Origin of the sequence: Pantoea coffeiphila (genome assembly GCF_016909495.1) — a bacterium.
GTDB lineage: Bacteria > Pseudomonadota > Gammaproteobacteria > Enterobacterales > Enterobacteriaceae > Erwinia > Erwinia coffeiphila.
The window spans coordinates 61479-80199 of the sequence record NZ_JAFBFW010000001.1; the positions used below are offsets into that span (position 1 = coordinate 61479).

Below are 18721 nucleotides of genomic sequence, written 5' to 3' on the forward strand. Positions count from 1 at the left end.
TCAGCAATGGCAGAGCTTTTTTGTTTGCGGCAAGAAGTACTGCCGCTGCGGCACACTTTCAAGTACACTGCCGCCGTCCTTGATCGCGGAGAGTTGTTATGTCCTACCTGTGTCCCCTTTGCCAACAGCCTTTATTCGCTCAGCAACGCGTTTTGCGCTGCGAGAACCAGCATCAGTTCGACCTGGCAAAAGAGGGGTATATCAATCTGCTGCCGGTGCAGCACAAGCGTTCGAAACAGCCCGGTGACAGCGCTGAGATGATGCAGGCAAGGCGTAACTTCCTTGATGCGGGGCACTACCAGCCGCTGCAACAGCGCGTGTGCGATATGCTGGATGCAGCATTACCGAACAGCACCCTGAGCGTGCTGGATATTGGCTGTGGCGAGGGCTATTACACTCAGGCAGTCGCCACCCGGCTGCAGGAAGAACGCGAGCAGGCGCTGGTTTACGGGCTGGATGTGGCGAAAATTGCCATCCGCTACGGTGCTAAGCGTTACGGCAACGTCGAGTTCTGCGTGGCGTCCAGCCACCGTTTGCCGTTTGGTAACAATCAGTTTGATGCGGTGCTGCGCATTTATGCGCCCTGTAAAGCCGCTGAACTGGCAAGAGTCGTTAAGCCGCAGGGATACGTGCTGACCGTGACGCCAGGCCCGCGCCACTTAATGCAGTTTAAGGCACTGATTTATCAGGATGTGAAACTGCATGACAACACGCCGGAAGAGATGCCTGGATTTACGCTTGTCGAGGAGCAGTCGTTGGGGTATTCGATGACGCTAAACAGTGAAGAGTCCGCAGCGCTGCTGCAAATGACGCCGTTTGCGTGGCGCGCCCGGCCTGAAGTGTGGGGGATACTCGCCACCACCACTGAGTTTGCCTGCGAGACGGATTTCACCCTGCGGCTGTGGCAGCGGCAGGATGATGGGGAAACCGCCGTTAGCGACTCTCCAGCATAAATTTGTAGATTGTCTCCAGATCGTCCAGCTTGCGAACATAGACCAGCAGGCGGCGATTTTCCAGCGTAATCACCAGCACACCATCCTCAGACAAATTTATCGCGCTGATACGGTCCCAGGTGATAAAAACGTTAGCAAAAAAGAATCCGTGCTCCTTTAGCAGCAGCTTCGGCGCGCGGACCCAAAACAGCCATACTGCCATTGCACCCAGCGCCAAAAGCAACAGCGTTGTCAGCTGAGGGCCCTGCACGCGTAAATTCTGATACAGCAGGATAGCCAGCAGACCGATGAATATTATGCTGTCGAGCTTGGTACGCCGCTGAAGCAAAATTTTCAGCTGCGTTGGCCCATTCAGGCGCGGCATGATTAGCTCGTCGTAAATGGCATAGAGCAAAATCAGAACAATAAACAGCAAAATCAGGTAATCAGTCAGTTGCATAATCCCGTCCGAAAAAAAGGGCCAGACTGTGCTGGCCCTCGAAGTTAATGGTGCTGAAGGTCAGGCTCAGACGCCGAGCAGGCCAACCCAGTAGCCAAAGATACCAATAACAAAGAAGCCCATAATAATCCATAGCGCGTTCACTTTACGGCGAAGCAGCCACATACAGCCGAAGGTCAGCAGCAGCGGGATCAGTCCAGGCATCAGCTGGTCGAGGATTGACTGCACTGTGGTGACGGTGGTTTTGCCGGTCTGATCGGTGATTCGCGACACCACCAGCGGCACGTTAACATGCGTCCACTTGTTAACCAGCGCCCCCATGACAAACAGGCCGAGTATCGACGCGCCCTCCGTGAGTTTCTGCAGGAAGCCACCGCCCATATCGCTGACGATATCTACCCCTTTGCGATAGCCGTAGGCCACACCGTAGTAGCGCACCAGCAGACGAGCCAGGTTAAACAGCACGAAGAAAAGTACCGGACCCAGCAGGCTGCCACTCATGGCGATCCCTGCACCGAGCGCCGCGAATACCGGGCGAACCGTGCCCCAGAAAATCGGATCGCCTACGCCTGCCAGCGGTCCCATCAGGCCAACTTTGATGCCGTTGATGGCCGCATCGTCAATCGGCGCACCATTGGCTCGCTGCTCTTCCATCGCCATGGTTACGCCCAGCACCGGAGCCGCTACGTATGGATGGGTGTTGAAGAACTCCAGATGGCGTTTAATCGCCTGTTTGCGGTCATCATTATTCTCGGGATAGAGGCGGCGAATCACCGGCACCATCGAGAAGCAGAAGCCCAGCGCCTGCATACGTTCGAAGTTCCACGAACCCTGGAACAGGTTTGAGCGTAAGAACACCCCGCGGATATCACCGGGAGTCAGTTTCTTCTGTGTTGTTGTCTCAACCATTTTTCTCACCTTTCCTTAATCGAGTTCGTTATCAAGGTCGTTGTTTACCGGGCCCGCAGCCTGCGCACCGGCAACGCGGTTATATTTTGGTGCCAGCTGGATATACAGGATGGCCATGACCACGCCGATAACGCCCAGTGCCACCAGGTTGAAGTTGGTGAATGCGGCCGTTACGAAGCCAAGGTAGAAGAACGGCATCAGGTAGCCCGCGCGCATCATGTTAATCACCATCGCGTAACCCACAACGACGATCATGCCACCGGCGATGTTCAGGCCGTTGGTTACCACCTCAGGAATTGAGTTCAGCAGGTCGTGGACCACGCTGGTGCCGACCGAAATCGCCACAATCAATGCCGGAATGGCGATACGCATTGCCTGCAGAACCAGTGCCGAAACGTGTATCCAGGATATGGCGGTGAGATTGCCTTTTTCCGCGGCTTTATCCGCTGCGTGCTGGAAGGCGACGGTGATGGTACGAACGATAATGGTCAGCACCTGGCCTGCCGCAGCCAGCGGAATCGCCAGCGCAATACCGGCTCCGACGCTTTGACCGCCGGCAATGACCAGGATGGTTGAGATGATGGAAGCCAGAGCCGCATCCGGTGCAACCGCAGCACCGATGTTCATCCAGCCCAGTGCGATCATCTCCAGCGTACCGCCGATGATGATCCCGGTTTTGATATCACCCAAAACCGCACCGATTAATGTACAGGCCACCAGGGGCCGGTGAAACTGAAATTCATCGAGGATCGAGCCCATGCCCGCAATACAGGCGACGATAAATATCAGAACAATTTGCAGCGTGGTAATCTCCATTACACTTTTCCTCTTAGATACAGAACGGAGTTCAACCTGAACTTTCAGGCCACGGGCTACTGATTCAGACGGGCGATCAGATCCATCATTTTCAGTTTCTGATCGCTGGAAACTTTACGCACTTCCAGTTCTATTCCGCGCGCGTTGAGTTTGTTAAACGCCTCAATATCTTTTGCATCCACCGATACGGCATTGTTCACCTGGGTTTTCCCCTGGCGGAACGCCATTCCGCCGATGTTGACGCTGGTAATGCCAACACCGTCTTCCACCAGCCTCTCGACATCGGTCGGGTTGGTAAACAGCAACATCACTTTTTCACCGGCATATTTCGGGTTGTTCCACACGCGGACCATCTTCGCGACATCCACCACGTGTGCAGTCACACCGGGAGGAGCAACCTGGGTCAGCAGCGTTTTACGTACGTGATCGGCGGCCACTTCATCACTGACCACGATGATGCGCGTGACGTTGGTTTCCTTGGTCCAGCGGGTGGCGACCTGGCCGTGAATCAGGCGGTCATCGATACGCGCCAGACCAATCACCATATGTTCGCCGGGTTTCAGTGGGGCAGACGGGGGAGCTGGAGCTTTAACAGTGGGTGCCGGGGCTGCCTGAGGTGGTTTGGCTTTGAGCGCTTTGACGCCTTCGCGGCCGGTTTCAACCGCCAGCGCGACCAGCTCGTCGAAGGACGGATTGTCATCGCGGGCCATCAGCACTTCGACCAGCATCGGGATATTCACCCCGGCAACGACTTCGTGATGTTCCTTATCAACTACCAGACGACTGGCGGCGTTAAACGGGCTACCGCCCCAGGTATCAACCAGGAACAGCACACCCTGACTCACGTCGAGGTCGTGTATTCGCGCCTGATACTTTTCGATTAACGTTTCTGCATTTTCCCCCGGGACAAAGTCGATCCAACCGACGTTATCCTGCTCACCCAGGAGCATTTCGGCCGTTTTCAGCAGCTGTTCCGCTGCCCAGCCGTGTGTGCCGATGATGATAGCAATAGTCACTTGCTACTCCTTATCCAGTTGACGACGGCTCTCTGGAGTTCAAGCCGCGCGAGGCTCAGCCGATCACTACCCTGACTATCCGAAATTTAATCTTCGCCAACGTCGGATACTTAAGGTATTTGCGTGATTCAGCATGAAAGAGGTCACACTTATTTTTCTACTTCGTGCCGGTAAACTTGCAATGGCACGCTTAACACACCAGTTAACGCGATTTATTTTAGTACGTGAAAAAATAAATTATGTGACCTTGCTCAGTAATTTAGACCGTAATTGATAAATACGCGCGGTCAGCAAAGCGTAAAGTTCTGCAAGGATGCCAGCCAAGTGTAAGAAACCATTTTGACGGCAATGTTTCTGCTGCTAGAGTAGTGATCCTTTTCTAATACAGGAGTAACGGGCCTCAGCCCTCCCTATGGACTGTCACCGAAGTTGCTTAATCATGCCGCCGGGCTATCCGGTATCGCTTTCAACGTCTTCTGACGTCATCTCTGCCTCTACTCGCCGTAATTCATGCCGCACGCTCAGCCGAACGTCTGCTGCGTTTTCTCGATCCTTTTTCCGGAGTCTGTCATGGAATTTCTTTTAGACCCCTCGATCTGGGCGGGTCTGCTCACGCTGGTTGTTCTTGAAATCGTACTGGGCATTGATAACCTGGTGTTCATTGCTATCCTGGCCGACAAGCTGCCGCCTAAGCAGCGTGACAAAGCGCGTTTGATCGGACTGTCGCTGGCGCTGATTATGCGCCTGGGCCTGCTGTCGCTGATCTCGTGGATAGTGACGTTGACGCGTCCGCTGTTCAGTATCGGTGAGTTTAGTTTCTCGGGGCGGGATTTGATTCTGCTGTTCGGGGGACTGTTCCTGTTGTTCAAGGCCACGATGGAGCTTCATGAACGGCTGGAAAACCGCGAGCATAATGACGGTGGAAACCGGGGATACGCCAGTTTCTGGGCGGTTGTGGTACAGATCGTTATTCTTGATGCCGTCTTCTCCCTCGATGCGGTGATCACCGCCGTGGGCATGGTCAATAACCTGGCGGTGATGATGACGGCGGTGATTATCGCCATGGGCGTGATGCTGCTGGCCTCCAAGCCGTTAACTAACTTCGTTAACGCGCACCCGACGGTGGTGGTGCTGTGTCTGAGCTTCCTGCTGATGATTGGTCTCAGCCTGGTGGCGGAAGGCTTTGGTTTCCATATTCCGAAAGGCTACCTGTATGCGGCGATTGGCTTCTCGATTCTGATTGAGCTGTTTAACCAGATAGCACGCCATAACTTTATGCGTCATCAGGCCAGAAGGCCGATGCGCGAGCGTACCGCTGAGGCGATACAGCGTCTGATGGGTGGCCGTCGTAATAGTACTGAGAACAGCGGTAGCGAAAGCAGTGAAGTGGCAGCGATCATGCCGCAGGAAGCATTTAAGGATGAAGAGCGCTATATGATCAACGGCGTTCTGACTCTGGCCTCCCGTTCCATTCGCAGCATTATGACGCCGCGCGGTGACATTTCGTGGGTTGATATTGAACGCCCGCTGGAAGAAATCCGCATGCAGCTGTTGGATACGCCACACAGCCTGTTCCCGGTATGTCGCGGCGAACTGGATGAAATTGTTGGCGTAGTCAGGGCGAAAGAGCTGCTGGTGGCGCTGGACCACGGTGTGGATGTGGCCACGTTTGCCTCCGCAACGCCGCCGATTATCATTCCGGAAACGCTGGACCCGCTCAACCTGCTGAGTGTGCTGCGCCGTGCCAAAGGCAGCTTTGTCGTGGTCACCAGCGAGTTTGGTGTGGTACAGGGGCTGGTGACGCCGTTGGACGTGCTGGAAGCGATTGCCGGTGAGTTCCCGGATGAAGATGAAACCCCGGATATTATCGCCGATGGTGACGGCTGGCTGGTCAAAGGCGGTACCGATCTGCACTCGCTTCAGCAGCTGTTCGATACTCAGGAACTGGTTCGTCCGGAAGATGACCATGCCTCGCTGGCGGGTCTGCTGATTGCCCAGAAGGGCCAGCTGCCAAAAGCGGGTGAGGTATTCGAGATGCCGCCGCTGCGTTTCCAGATTATCGAAGCGACAGATTACCGCGTTGATCTGGTACGCGTGACGCGTGAACGCAACGAGCACGACGAAGAAGAAGGTTAACGTTGAACAGGCCGGGGAAACCCGGCCTTTTTTATGCCGGGCAGAAAGCTTTGTGATTAGCCAGCCAGGCCGGAAAATCCCCTAATGGCATCGGCCGTGCATAGTAATAACCCTGCAATGCATCCACTCCGCGTTCGCGCAGGTACTCTGCCTGTTCCGCCGTTTCAACACCTTCGGCTACCAGTCCGATATTCAGCTGCTGGGCCAGTGAAATCACCATATCGGTCACCGTGGCATTTATTGCATCGGTGCCGATGGCCGCAGTGAAGACCTTGTCGATTTTCAGCACGTCAGGGCTCAGCGTTTTCAGATAGGACAGTGAGCTGTGCCCGGTACCGAAATCATCGATCGCCAGCTTAACCCCGACCTTATGCAGATGAGAAACCACTCGCTGGTCGACAACGGGCAGTGAATCGCGCTCGGTCAACTCCACCACCAGCTGCGGCTGGGGATTCGCCGGCCACCACAGGCGTTGTAAATCATCAATAATCGCCCGCTCGCGAAAGTGGCTGGCGGCGACGTTTATCGCAATATGGAATGAGGAACGCATCGGCAGGTCGGGCAAATGTCTCACCGTTTCACTGATTACAAATCGGGTCAGCGGAGCGATCAGATTCTGGCGTTCGGCCAGCGGAATGAAAACGTCCGGCGGTATCCATCCCTGGCGCGGATTGTGCCAGCGCAGCAGCATTTCAATGCCGTCGCACTGGCCGTTACGGGCATTGATCAGCGGCTGGCAGTAAACCATAAATTCGCGCGCGGTAATGCCATAGCTAATCTGCCAGGACAGACTCATACGGTTTGCGGTGGCCAGCCAGACGATATAACCCATCAGCAAGCTGAGCAGCAGCGCGAGCGGCAGCTGTGACGGCACGGTTATCAGCGCCAGCCGCGAAGGCGAGGGCCCGAAAAGAGTAATTGAATAAGGATAACGCAGGGAGGATTCGACGATAGTGACCTGATCTTCGGCAGGCGTGGCGGGTTCAATCAGCGGGTTGCCGTATTCAAGGCTCTGACTGCCGACGTTCAGTATTGCCCGCTCAACCCAGGGTAATGTGGGTTCCAGCAGATAGCTGGTCATCAGTTCAATATTAATGACCTGTAAAACACCCGCACGGTTGTCTTCATTACTTGGCGTCCACAGTAGCAGAATCGGTGAACCCTTAAGCAAATGTTCATCTACCGCCAGCTGCATCCTCTGATTTTTCACCAAAAGTTCGGGATAATTACTACTGAAGGCGAGATCTGACGGACCGAAGATACTTGAGCAGTAGATACGATCGTTATCAACCAGCAGGATCGACCTGACAGTTTGCAGGACGGCCAGTTTCTCAATCAGTTTAAAACGGATAAGCCCACAGTCGGTACCGACCCAGGCAAGGGCGTTATCGGCGGCAACATCCAGAGGGGAAAACATGCGGTCAAAGCGCTGAATGGCGTTATTAGCAAAGCTGTGAGATTGCTGTTCTATGCGGTTCTTTTCTTCCACAAACCTGAAGGTTAAGGTCAGAATGAGCACCAGTGCTGCAACGACCGCCGCGATAAGCAATCGCTTGCGGCGAAACTGTCCTAAGACTTCCTGGGACATTTGCATTAGTAACCATCCTATAAGCCAGTCGCGTATACAGAGATTGAACACCGTTAATGGGCAAAACAGACATTTAGTTTAGTAGCACTGAAGAGAAAAGCGGAATGTCTCAAAAACAGGAACTTACTCTCACAGAACGCGCCGAGACACTCTAGCCGTTTCCTTAATCTGGGGATAGCCGCCAGCTAAACTATTTTGAAGTATAGGAAAGAAAAAGCGCCATCCGGTAGATGGCGCTTAGTTAATTTTGGTACTAATTTTGGCACTTGACGAAAAAGCGAATCAGGACAGGTTCTCAAACACTTACGTCAGATTTGATTAGTCGCACTGAACTTTGATTGCCAGGCCACCGCGTGAGGTCTCGCGATACTTGGCATTCATGTCTTTGCCGGTTTCGTACATGGTTTCGATAACTTTATCCAGCGACACGCGAGCTTCGCTGGTTCGGCGCATCGCCATGCGGGCAGAGTTAATAGCTTTGACTGAGGCGATGGCGTTACGCTCGATGCACGGCACCTGAACCTGTCCGGCAACCGGATCGCAGGTCAGACCCAGGTTGTGTTCCATACCAATTTCCGCCGCCACACACACCTGCTCCGGGCTTGCACCCAGCAGTTCGGCAAGACCGGCTGCCGCCATGGAGCAGGCGACACCAACTTCCCCCTGGCAGCCGACTTCGGCACCGGAAATCGAGGCGTTCATCTTATACAGAATGCCGATCGCGCCCGCGGCCATAAAGTAGCGGGTGAAGATATCCGGGCTGACCGACTCAATGAAATGATCGTAATAGGCCAGCACCGCAGGGACGATGCCACAGGCACCGTTGGTGGGTGCGGTTACCACACGTCCACCGGCAGCGTTCTCTTCGTTAACCGCAAGAGCAAACATATTCACCCAGTCGATGACGTTCATCGGATCGCTGGAAAGCTTGTCGGAAGAAACAAGCAGACGGCGCAGCGCGGAGGCACGGCGCGGAACGCGCAGCGGACCCGGCAGCACGCCCTCGGTATTCAGACCACGATCGATACAGTCGCGCATGGTTTGCCAGACATCGGAGAAATAGCGTTCGATGTCCGCGCGGGAGTGAATTGCCAGTTCGTTTTTCAGCACCATTCCGGAGAGGGAAAGTCCGGTCTGCTGGCAGTGGTTTAACATCTCTTTGGCTGAGTTAAACGGGTAGGGTACTGATACTTCATTCAGCGCGGTTTTACCGAAGCTCTCTTCATCAACGATAAAGCCGCCACCCACCGAGTAGTAGGTTTTGCTGTAGATTTTCAGATCGCCAGCATAAGCATGGATACTCATACCGTTTTCGTGCAGCGACAGGTTGTCGCTGCGGAACACCATGCCGCCTTCGCGCGGGAAATCAACTTCGTGGGCACCGTTAGCCAGCAACAGACGCTGACGATCTTCCACATCACGAATAAACGCCGGAATACTGTCGATATCGACGCTTTCCGGTGAAGCACCCGACAGCCCCATGATAATGGCGATATCGGTATGGTGGCCTTTTCCGGTCAGCGACAGCGATCCGTAGACGTCCACCGCAATGCGAGTAACGGAGGATAGCTGGCGGCTGGCCAGCAGATCGTCGACAAACTGTTTGCCGGCTTTCATTGGACCAACCGTATGGGAACTCGACGGGCCGATGCCGATCTTAAACATGTCGAAAACGCTAATCACGCTATACGCTCCTTAACAAGATTACTCACTGGACGATGCTCACAAATAAGATGAATTGGGTGAAATATAAATGAAAAGCCGCCGCCTTGCAGTGATTTGGATCGTCATCCTGCAAAAAAGCAGTTAAAAATAAGGCAAAGATGAATTTCAGACCGATATGAGGCTGTATTTTAGTCGATTTGTGTGGTTTTTTCCACCTGAAGACTCAGGCGGCGAATAATTCCGGCGGTCATCCCCCAGATAAAATAGTCATCAAACCAGGAGAGCCAGACGCGGTGATGAAGCCCGTGACGATGCACGTCCAGTGGGGTATAGCGACTCAAACGCAGCGCTTCTTCCAGCGGCATTTCGAACACCGATTCAACTTCCCCCTCGTTAGGCTGCCAGCGCAGGCCGGGCTGGATAATGCCCACCACCGGCGTGACCTGAAATCCGGTGCTGCTGGTGACCGGCGGCAATACCCCGATCACCTCTACGGCCTTCGGCGGGATCGCGACCTCCTCTTCGGCTTCGCGCAGTGCGGTGATCACCAGCGATTCATCCTCTGCATCACGCATACCGCCGGGGAAGGCAACCTGACCGGCGTGTTTACGCAGCGTGGCGGCACGTCGCGTAAGCAGCAGGGTCGGATTGGGATGAGCGACGATCGGCACCAGCACTGCCGCCTGACGGCGCGGCAGGGCTATATTTTCTGACGGCGGCGGTTGTAGAATAAAGCGCGACAAAAAGCGTTGCAGATGAGGGTTACTGCTGCTCATTCACTGGCTCCTCCAGACAGGGCAAAATACGGTTGACCTTATCGAAGGTTTCCTGGTACTCCGCGGCTTCGTCACTGTCGGCTACCACACCGCCACCTGCAGCACAGTAGAGATTCCCCTGTTCGGCAATCAGCGTGCGGATAGTGATGCTGGTATCCATATTTCCACAGGCGCTGAGGTAGCCAATACTGCCGCACCAGGCGTTACGACGCTGTGGTTCAAGTTCTTCGATAATTTCCATTGCGCGAACTTTTGGTGCCCCGGTTATCGAACCGCCAGGGAAGCTGGCACGCAGCAGATCGCAGGCTGACAGCCCCGCTTTCAACCGCGCGGTAATGGTACTCACAAGATGATGCACCGCCGGGAATGGCTCCACTACAAACAGTTCGGGCACCTTGACACTGCCCGGCACCGCAACCCGGCCAATATCATTGCGCAGTAAATCAACGATCATCAGATTTTCACTGCGATCCTTCGGGGAGTTGGCCAGCCTGGCTGCCTGCTCGCGATCGGCCTGTTGATCGGCGAGTCGCGGCAGCGTGCCTTTGATTGGACGGGTCTGAATATCACCGTTCTGCAGACGAATGAAACGCTCGGGCGACAGGCTGAGAATCGCGCTGTCTGGCAGGCGAATAAAGGCGCTGAACGGCGCGCGATTGGCGCGGCAAAGGCGGACAAATGCCTGCCATTCACTGCCCTGATAGCGGGCCTGGAAGCGTTGCGCCAGATTCACCTGGTAGCAGTCCCCGGAAAGCAGCCACTGCTGCACCTGACGGAATTTCTCACCGTACTCTTCGCGCGACATATTCGCCTGCCAGCCGCCGGTCAGCCGGAACGGTTCTGCCGCTGCGGGGCGTTGAGCCTCAAGCCAGCTGAGACGCTGTTTGATATCACCGTAAGCAACCAGCGTCAGCCTTTGCAGATGATGATCGGCGATCAGCGCCCAGTCATAGATCCCAACGGCCATATCCGGTGTGGTTAACTGACTCTCGGCGAGTTCGGGAAGCGTTTCGAACCGGCGGCCAAGGTCATAGCCGAAAAGTCCGAGTGCACCGCCCTGGAACGGTAAATCATCACGCGGTGTGGCCTGCATCGCAGCACGCCCCAGTTTCGCAGCAAGCAGGGTGAGCGGGTCCTCAACGGAATGGCTGACTGTGCCGTTTTCATCGATGGCGGTCTGCTCACCGCGAGTTGTCAGCGTACAGAACGGATCGGCGACCAGAATATCGAAGCGGTTGTCGCTGTGATCGGCAAAGCCGGAGTGCAGCAGCATTGCCCAGGGCAGATGTGCCAGAGCGGCAAACTGATGCTCGACGGCATCCGGCGTATACTTCAGTGAATGTAGAACAGGCAGCATAATTCTTCAGCAGGGTGATCCGTTACAGGGGTGCAAGCCTGGCATATTTTTCTGCCGCTGGCATCTCTTTGTCACCCGTGAAATAATCCGCGCCGCACGAGCACTCAGGAGCCACTATGTTTACAGGATTACCCGCGCTGACACATGAACAGCAGCAGCAGGCCGTAGAACGCATTCACCAGCTGATGTCAGAAGGTTTGACCAGCGGCCAGGCCATTGCCATGGTGGCGGAAGAAATCCGCAGCACGCACACCGGCGGCCACGTTGCGGTGATGTTTGATGATGAAGACGACGAGCATCATGCCGATAGTCAGGATGATGAAGACGACGAAGAAGAAGACGAAGATTACTGATATAAAGCCCCCTGCCGCCAGGGCAGGGGTGCTACTCATCTTGCCGCCACGACTTTGATTTCAACCAGATACTTTGGATTCATCAGCCCGGCGTGAACGGTACAGCGTACCGGTGCGTTACCCGGCGACACCCACGCATCCCAGGCGCGGTTCATCGCGGCAAAATCTTCTTTATTGACCAGAAAAATAGTGGCATCCAGGATGCGGCTCTTGTCCGAACCTACGCGCGTCAGAATGCGATCGATTACCGCCAGCGCATTCGCCGTCTGTGCTTCAGCATCTTCATCCAGGTTTTCCGGCACGCTGGTGTAGTACACCACGTCATTATGGATGACGGCTTCCGACATGCGGTGTTCCGGATCGATACGTTCAATGGTCATGAGTTTTCCTTTTTACACTTTAATCACCGGCGATAGCCTGGCATAAACGGCGGCGCGAGTCACCTGCGGCAGGGCGCTGCGCATTCTGACTCATGGCACGTCGTTATTATTAAAAAAAACCATCGTGAATAAAAAACAGAAATAAAACATATTTATTGGATTATTAGTGTTAAGGTGGTTTTTCTTAAATAAAAAAATGAAGGTTATTATCTACAATTTCAAACTTATCTGCCCATCCTGCTTTAGCATTCAGTACCGTTTTTCTCATCTTGATATCACCAAGTTGAACCCGTATGGAGCTAAGTGCATATTTTGTAAGTCAATTATGACGGCCAGTCAGTAAAAATCACTGCGTAATTTCAGTGACAGATTCAGCCCTGTCCTTTTCCTCCCCAAAACAAACAGGTAGCTGGTAACGATCGCTGCCGACCATACGCAACCGTGATAGCACCTGATGAGCTTGAGTAATGAAGAGCCTTCGGGTGGCTCAACGGGGTGTTTCCTGGCGCTCGCTCCTCTGTCTGGATAGCCCTTACGGCAAACTCTTCCGGCATACGTTGCCTGTACCTCTGCCAACGCGGTTCAGGATGACGTCAGGCGACTATTCCGCGAAAAGGTGAAGTTCGCCACGACAACCTGCCAAATTTTCACGTTAATTCGCTGGCTGCTACCGCTGCCGCCTGCGCGACGTTATCGCCACACGGAAGGAAATGGACGCTACTCTCTGGCGTGTCGATGAGAAGAAATCAAACAGCAAGGGTACAACGGCTTTTACGTAGTCTGAATAATACACGTAATCCTGGATGCCAGTGCGCTCCTGTCGGTTTGTTATGAAAAATTCCGGGTAAACACGCTGACCAGCCTGACCATGCCAAATATCAGCTCAGCAGATTTGCATATTTAATGCTGGAAAATTTGACGAATTCGTAACGTCGTATAACTATACCTGCGCTGACGGATTTGGCGTCAGTCGAAGGACAATTACTGGTATCAATTATGATGCCAGTCAAGGAAAATTTAATTATGGATAATTTACGAAGAAATCTTTTGAGGCTGGTTCTACCCTCGACACTCCTGACTCTGTTTTGCAATAGGAAAGCAGCGGCGAATATTACCCATACGACAGGAGTTGGGCTGGACCCAAAGCCATTTCGCCGGGCTCAACTCCTGAGAGTGCTGGTGATGCAGGTCGGGAGAAAGGGTTTGGCGAAGGTGAAGCGTCGCTCAGGAGCGATATTATCCGAACCGATGGTTCAATTCTTGGCTATAAAAATTCAGGGGATGTTGCTACCCAACAGACCGTGAAAGATAAACTGGATAGGGTATATTTTGTTAGCGACTATGGTGTGTTGAACCATAACTCACCGGGAACGAATGCTGATAATTTACAGCGAATGCTAAATACACTTTCAGGAAAGATGGAAATAACGCGGATTGTTTTTACCGATACCGGTACTCTGTATGTTAATGGCCCTATAGTCATACCTGATAACACCGATATTGAAATAAAAGATGGGGTGACGGTTTCAGGCTCGCCAGGTAATGTGAAACCTGTATTTGTCAGCCAGTACTGGTCATACATACTTTCTAAACGTAGCGTCAGTGAAGGGTATGCGAAAAATACGGCAAATGTTGACATCCGTTCTGACTATATCGGGTTATGGGGCGGAGGGACTGTTGATTATAATTTCACCAGTGGTAATACTGCTTCCGGACTTGACATGCATTGCATCTGCATTGCTTCCGCTAAACGTGTCAGGCTTGGCGGGGGGTTATTGATCGCCGGCGCAATTAAATACTCCTATCTTGTCGCAAACGTCCAGTATTTGGATGCACAGGGATTACGTTTTAATAACCGTTCGGATGGGTTGCATCTTCAGCCACCCATTAATTATGCCTATGTACGCAATCTCTATGGTGCAACGGGTGATGATATGTTTGCACTGACCGGTGGGGATTATCTGGATTATGATATTGGCCTGCGGGGCGCATTCAACTATATTGATGTTCAGGGTATCTATGGTGAAAATTCGCTGTGTGCCGTGAAAGTTGCGGGAAATAGTACAACACCCATTAATCATTTGAATGTCGATGGAATTTACGGCAAATTTAAGCAGAGTGTTTTCCGTATCTGGACTGATTCAGAGCACCTTTCTTCTACTGATGTTAAAACGTGTAATATTGATAATATCGGAGCAATGCCCGGTGAGAGTTACCGGGCTGTTGAGGTGAAAACAGTTGGTGGCGGTAGTGGTGTCAATATTGATAATATGAGTATTGGTATAATATCGGGTGATTTTTCTGGCTCAGACGTGCCGGTTATTTCAGTGACGACGGGTACTGCAGGGAACTCATCGGTCAGTGTCCACAATCTTTCCTGTATTTGCCCGAGAAACGTGGCCTGTTTTCTTGAGGTTGGCGGTGATGGTGCCGGATCTGATGTCAGCCGAATTGATAATCTTGAGATTTCCTTCGATGCGGCAATTCTCAACGCTAATGTACCAGAGGGTTACGGTGTAAAAGTTACCCGTGGGCAGATTAATAATCTTACCATGGACGGATCTATTACGCTTTCTTCGGGACAGTCCGTTTTGAGAAAGTCCGGAGGTAAGATATCAATGGTGACGTACAATAATCTTAATCAAATAAATGGATTTTCCTGTTATGCGACAACTGGAAACTTCGATTCCTCAACGCCCACATTCAAATTTATTGGTGGTTCATATACTTCACCCGACAAGCTTATCAGCCTGGTCACCGGTTATTCGGTCGAAGCAGCAGGAGCAACGGTATTTTCTAAAATCGGGGAAATATTTTACACAACCGCCGGGGTAGTCAAAGTGCAGGGACAGCTGCTGTATGGGAACTCATGCATACCGACCCAGCCTGCAGCAGGAGTTACCTGGTTAGTGAAAGGGTTTGGTATAAGCGCTGATGTGAACAATATCGGCGTTAACCGGGGCGGCTATTGCTACAATACTAACCCTTCTCTGGCTGGGGGGGTTGGCCCGGTAGCGGCTGATGGAGCGTCATGGGTGAGTATTATATAACGCTAAAATGATAATACTGTATTTGTATACAGTTATGGTTGGACGGAAGGACATCATGCCCCGCTATTACGAAATCCACATCTCATTTAAAAACAGCATCATGAAAGAGCAGAAATAATGTGGGTCGTCTGGTGATCGTTGATCGGGCATTAAGAGCGGGTCAGGATGACACAGTCGGTTTAGAGTTATTCGGAGAAGAGTATATCGGGAAGTGTTCGGGCAGTGCGCTGATAATTGAGGAAGGTGAGGCGTTCGAGGAAGAGGCTCTTGAGATGACGCTAACCGGGAGGATGAATTACATCACTCTGGAGATCATGCCGGGGCAACGTCCAACTATTTAGTCACTGGGCTGCCTAATGTTAAGATAATTGCTGTTACTTTCGTTCAAAATAATCGGCTAACGCATTGATAAATATGTAGCGACCTGGCGTGCTTTGTAGTGCCTTGCTGTACAATCAATGCGCATAAAAGTTATATAACTTATTGATTTTGATAATTTTGCATCCTAAAGGTAATACTGACATAATTACAGTAGTTTCTCTCCGGTAGTGAGGATTTGTGGCAGACGATTTTGCAGTGGACGGCGCTCTGGCGCAGGCGATCCCCGGTTTTAAACCGCGTGAACCCCAGCGGGTAATGGCGGCGGCGGTGGCGAAAGCTATCGACATGCGCGGCGAACTGGTCGTGGAAGCTGGTACCGGCACCGGTAAAACCTACGCCTATCTCGCTCCCGCGCTCCGCTCCGGGAAAAAAGTGATTGTTTCCACCGGTTCGAAAGCCCTGCAGGATCAGCTCTACAGCCGCGATCTGCCCACGGTGGCAAAGGCGCTCAAGTTTAAAGGCACGCTGGCGCTGCTTAAGGGGCGCTCTAACTATTTGTGCCTTGAAAGGCTTGAGCAGCAGTCGATGGCCGGGGGGGAACTCGCCGTGCAGGCGATGAGCGATCTGGTCCATCTGCGTGGCTGGTCCAGCGAAACCATTGATGGCGATATCAGTACCTGCGGCGGGGTGGCGGAGGACAGCACCATCTGGCCGCTCGTCACCAGCACTAACGATAACTGTCTGGGCAGCGACTGCCCACAGTACAAAGACTGCTTCGTGGTCAGGGCACGCCGCAAGGCGATGGATGCTGACGTGGTGGTGGTTAACCACCATCTGTTCCTGGCCGATATGGTGGTAAAAGAGAGCGGTTTTGCCGAACTGATCCCTGAAGCAGACGTCATGATCTTCGATGAGGCACATCAGGTGCCGGATATCGCCAGCCAGTATTTCGGTCAGCAGCTCTCCAGCCGCCAGCTGCTGGATCTGGCCAAAGACATCACCATTGCCTACCGTACCGAGATCCGCGATGTGCAGCAGCTGCAAAAGTCAGCCGATCGGCTGGCGCAAAGCGCGCAGGATTTTCGCCTGGCTTTAGGCGATCCGGGGTTTCGTGGCAACCTGCGCGAGCTGCTTAGCGATCCCCATGTGCAGCGAGCGCTACTGTTGCTCGATGACGCGCTGGAGCTGTGCTATGACGTGGCGAAGCTGTCGCTGGGGCGTTCGGCGCTGCTGGATGCGGCATTTGAGCGCGCGGCGCTCTATCGTGGAAGGCTGAAACGGCTGAAAGATGTTTCGCAGCCTGGCTTCAGCTATTGGTATGAATGCAACTCTCGCCATTTTATTCTGGCTCTGACGCCGCTCTCCGTCTCGGATCGTTTCCGCGAGGTGATGGAAGAGCGCCCGGCCAGCTGGATCTTCACCTCGGCCACGCTGGCGGTGAACGAACAGGTCACCCATTTCGTTGAGCGTCTGGGCGTGGAAAAGGCCGAAACGCTGATCCTCGACAGCCCGTTTGACTATTCCCGTCAGGCTCTGCTGTGTGTTCCGCGTAATCTGCCTTCGCCTAATCAACCCGGTGGAGCTCGCCAGCTGGCGCGCATGCTGCGTCCGCTGATCGAAGCCAACAATGGCCGCTGCTTTTTCCTCTGTACCTCTCATCAGGTGATGCGCGATCTGGCCGCGGAGTTTCGCGCAACGCTCACATTGCCGGTGCTGCTGCAGGGGGAAACCAGCAAAGGCCAGCTGTTGAAGCAGTTTATTGCCGCTGGCAATGCGCTGCTGGTGGCAACCAGCAGCTTCTGGGAAGGGGTGGATGTGCGGGGCGATACGTTGTCGCTGGTCATTATCGATAAGCTGCCGTTCACTTCGCCCGACGATCCATTACTTAAAGCGAGAATGGAAGACTGCAAACTGCGCGGCGGCGATCCGTTCGATCAGGTACAGCTTCCGGATGCCGTTATCACGCTAAAGCAGGGCGTTGGCCGCCTGATCCGCGACGTTGACGATCGCGGCGTGCTGGTGATTTGTGATAATCGGCTGGTGATGCGGCCCTACGGTGCGGTGTTTTTGAACAGCTTACCGCCTACACCGCGCACGCGAGACATCAGCCTGGCGGCGGCGTTTCTCAAGCCATAACGTGACAGTCATCAATTCGGCGCGCTTTGTGCTATTATTCGCGCCGAAATTTTTATCCCTGAGGTTGCAATGTCCACGCGAATTTTAGCCATTGATACGGCCACGGAAGCCTGCTCGGTTGCTCTGTTGAATAACCAGCAACGACTGGCCCATTTTGAACTCTGCCCGCGGGAACATACCCAGCGCATTCTCCCTATGGTGCAGGACATCCTGCAGCAGGGTGGCGTGGCGCTGAAGGATCTTGATGCCCTGGCTTTTGGTCGTGGGCCGGGCAGTTTCACCGGCGTTCGCATCGGCATCGGCATTGCGCAGGGGCTGTCGCTTGGTGCGGAGCTGCCGCTGATTGGCGTTTCCACGCTGAAAACGATGGCGCAGGGCGCCTGGCGACTGAGCGGAGCAACGCGGGTGCTGGCCGCCATTGATGCCCGCATGGGCGAAGTTTACTGGGCTGAGTACCAGCGCGATGAACAGGGCATCTGGCATGGCGAAGAGAGCGAAGCCGTGCTCAGTCCTCAGGCGGCAAGTGAACGTATGGCCGCGTTAAGCGGTGAATGGTCCTGTGTGGGGACCGGCTGGAAAGCATGGCCTGAGCTGGCTGAAAACAGCCAACTGGTGTTAACTGTCAGTGAGGTGGAATTGCCTGCCGCTGAGGACATGCTGATTCTTGCCTCGCAGGCGCTGGCAGCGGGGGAAACTGTCGCTCCGGAGCATGCAGAACCGACTTATTTACGTAATGAAGTGACATGGAAAAAATTACCGGGCCGCGAGTGAGTCGCAGCAACTATTTCGCCACGGTGCAGTCAAATCAACAGTACCTGGGAGAATC

General features: G+C 53.6%; 15 protein-coding genes and 1 pseudogene. 7 read left to right on the plus strand and 9 right to left on the minus strand.

All coding sequences use genetic code 11. The features are described 5' to 3' along the window. Nucleotides 1-98 precede the first annotated feature (98 nt). Nucleotides 99-953 carry a 23S rRNA (guanine(745)-N(1))-methyltransferase gene (gene rlmA / locus JOE09_RS00305; protein ID WP_205064374.1) on the plus strand — a complete coding sequence of 285 codons (855 nt, stop codon included), beginning with the start codon at nt 99-101 and terminating at the stop codon, nt 951-953. Here rlmA and JOE09_RS00310 read toward each other — a convergent pair. The 4 genes from JOE09_RS00310 to manX form a co-directional block, all read right to left on the minus strand. Then, nucleotides 934-1392, minus strand: a complete 459-nt coding sequence (locus JOE09_RS00310) for a DUF986 family protein (protein WP_205064375.1) — start codon at nt 1390-1392, stop codon at nt 934-936. The genes rlmA and JOE09_RS00310 overlap by 20 nt on opposite strands. Before the next feature lie 66 nt (nt 1393-1458). Continuing rightward, the gene (locus tag JOE09_RS00315) at nt 1459-2301 is read right to left on the minus strand and encodes a PTS mannose transporter subunit IID (RefSeq protein ID WP_105594156.1); all 843 of its coding nucleotides are present in this window, start codon (nt 2299-2301) and stop codon (nt 1459-1461) included. 15 nt (nt 2302-2316) lie between these two features. Next, nucleotides 2317-3117, minus strand: a complete 801-nt coding sequence (locus tag JOE09_RS00320) for a PTS mannose/fructose/sorbose transporter subunit IIC (protein WP_205064376.1) — start codon at nt 3115-3117, stop codon at nt 2317-2319. A 56-nt stretch (nt 3118-3173) separates the two neighbouring features. Then, nucleotides 3174-4133, minus strand: a complete 960-nt coding sequence (manX, locus tag JOE09_RS00325) for a PTS mannose transporter subunit IIAB (RefSeq protein ID WP_205064377.1) — start codon at nt 4131-4133, stop codon at nt 3174-3176. A 570-nt stretch (nt 4134-4703) separates the two neighbouring features. Between manX and JOE09_RS00330 the strand changes: the two genes are divergently transcribed. Beyond that, on the plus strand, nt 4704-6269 hold the full coding sequence (locus JOE09_RS00330; protein ID WP_205064378.1) for a TerC family protein: 1566 nt from the start codon (nt 4704-4706) through the stop codon (nt 6267-6269). A 31-nt stretch (nt 6270-6300) separates the two neighbouring features. On the opposite strand, the gene JOE09_RS00335 is transcribed toward JOE09_RS00330, so the two are convergent. The 4 genes from JOE09_RS00335 to pabB all read right to left on the minus strand — a co-directional run bounded on the left by JOE09_RS00335 (nt 6301) and on the right by pabB (nt 11655). Further along, nucleotides 6301-7863 carry an EAL domain-containing protein gene (locus JOE09_RS00335; protein WP_205064379.1) on the minus strand — a complete coding sequence of 521 codons (1563 nt, stop codon included), beginning with the start codon at nt 7861-7863 and terminating at the stop codon, nt 6301-6303. 312 nt (nt 7864-8175) lie between these two features. After that, nucleotides 8176-9540 carry an L-serine ammonia-lyase gene (gene sdaA, locus JOE09_RS00340; RefSeq protein ID WP_200543871.1) on the minus strand — a complete coding sequence of 455 codons (1365 nt, stop codon included), beginning with the start codon at nt 9538-9540 and terminating at the stop codon, nt 8176-8178. A gap of 170 nt (nt 9541-9710) precedes the next feature. Continuing rightward, nucleotides 9711-10298, minus strand: coding sequence for a CoA pyrophosphatase (locus JOE09_RS00345; protein WP_105594150.1), 588 nt, complete (start codon nt 10296-10298; stop codon nt 9711-9713). Beyond that, the gene (gene pabB / locus JOE09_RS00350) at nt 10285-11655 is read right to left on the minus strand and encodes an aminodeoxychorismate synthase component 1 (protein ID WP_205064380.1); all 1371 of its coding nucleotides are present in this window, start codon (nt 11653-11655) and stop codon (nt 10285-10287) included. The genes JOE09_RS00345 and pabB overlap by 14 nt, the downstream gene beginning before the upstream one ends. Nucleotides 11656-11771: 116 nt before the next feature. On the opposite strand from pabB, the gene JOE09_RS00355 reads away from it, so the two are divergent. After that, nucleotides 11772-12008: a YoaH family protein gene (locus JOE09_RS00355; protein ID WP_105594148.1), complete on the plus strand. Its 237-nt coding sequence runs from the start codon at nt 11772-11774 to the stop codon at nt 12006-12008. 35 nt (nt 12009-12043) lie between these two features. Here the strand turns inward: JOE09_RS00355 and JOE09_RS00360 are convergent, their stop codons facing one another. Continuing rightward, nucleotides 12044-12388, minus strand: a complete 345-nt coding sequence (locus JOE09_RS00360; protein ID WP_105594147.1) for a RidA family protein — start codon at nt 12386-12388, stop codon at nt 12044-12046. Nucleotides 12389-12584: 196 nt separating this feature from the next. Between JOE09_RS00360 and ymcF the strand changes: the two are divergent. From ymcF to tsaB, 4 genes and pseudogenes are all read left to right on the plus strand, one after another. Continuing rightward, nucleotides 12585-12716 (plus strand): annotated as a pseudogene (gene ymcF, locus JOE09_RS26405) (cold shock small protein YmcF); the annotation flags it as partial. Nucleotides 12717-13689: 973 nt separating this feature from the next. Next, complete coding sequence (locus JOE09_RS00365) at nt 13690-15438, plus strand: hypothetical protein (protein ID WP_205064381.1); 1749 nt, start codon at nt 13690-13692, stop codon at nt 15436-15438. A gap of 558 nt (nt 15439-15996) precedes the next feature. Further along, complete coding sequence (locus JOE09_RS00370; protein WP_205064382.1) at nt 15997-17895, plus strand: DNA repair helicase YoaA; 1899 nt, start codon at nt 15997-15999, stop codon at nt 17893-17895. Nucleotides 17896-17964: 69 nt separating this feature from the next. Continuing rightward, nucleotides 17965-18666: a tRNA (adenosine(37)-N6)-threonylcarbamoyltransferase complex dimerization subunit type 1 TsaB gene (gene tsaB / locus JOE09_RS00375; protein ID WP_205064383.1), complete on the plus strand. Its 702-nt coding sequence runs from the start codon at nt 17965-17967 to the stop codon at nt 18664-18666. Nucleotides 18667-18721 lie beyond the last annotated feature (55 nt).

Bases quoted from the DNA above. Each gene is read 5' to 3' on its own strand.
- rlmA (WP_205064374.1), top strand. From the start codon at position 99: ATGTCCTACCTGTGTCCCCTTTGCCAACAGCCTTTATTCGCTCAGCAA.
- JOE09_RS00310 (WP_205064375.1), bottom strand. From the start codon at position 1,392: ATGCAACTGACTGATTACCTGATTTTGCTGTTTATTGTTCTGATTTTG.
- JOE09_RS00315 (WP_105594156.1), bottom strand. From the start codon at position 2,301: ATGGTTGAGACAACAACACAGAAGAAACTGACTCCCGGTGATATCCGC.
- JOE09_RS00320 (WP_205064376.1), bottom strand. From the start codon at position 3,117: ATGGAGATTACCACGCTGCAAATTGTTCTGATATTTATCGTCGCCTGT.
- JOE09_RS00330 (WP_205064378.1), top strand. From the start codon at position 4,704: ATGGAATTTCTTTTAGACCCCTCGATCTGGGCGGGTCTGCTCACGCTG.
- JOE09_RS00335 (WP_205064379.1), bottom strand. From the start codon at position 7,863: ATGCAAATGTCCCAGGAAGTCTTAGGACAGTTTCGCCGCAAGCGATTG.
- JOE09_RS00345 (WP_105594150.1), bottom strand. From the start codon at position 10,298: ATGAGCAGCAGTAACCCTCATCTGCAACGCTTTTTGTCGCGCTTTATT.
- pabB (WP_205064380.1), bottom strand. From the start codon at position 11,655: ATGCTGCCTGTTCTACATTCACTGAAGTATACGCCGGATGCCGTCGAG.
- JOE09_RS00355 (WP_105594148.1), top strand. From the start codon at position 11,772: ATGTTTACAGGATTACCCGCGCTGACACATGAACAGCAGCAGCAGGCC.
- JOE09_RS00360 (WP_105594147.1), bottom strand. From the start codon at position 12,388: ATGACCATTGAACGTATCGATCCGGAACACCGCATGTCGGAAGCCGTC.
- tsaB (WP_205064383.1), top strand. From the start codon at position 17,965: ATGTCCACGCGAATTTTAGCCATTGATACGGCCACGGAAGCCTGCTCG.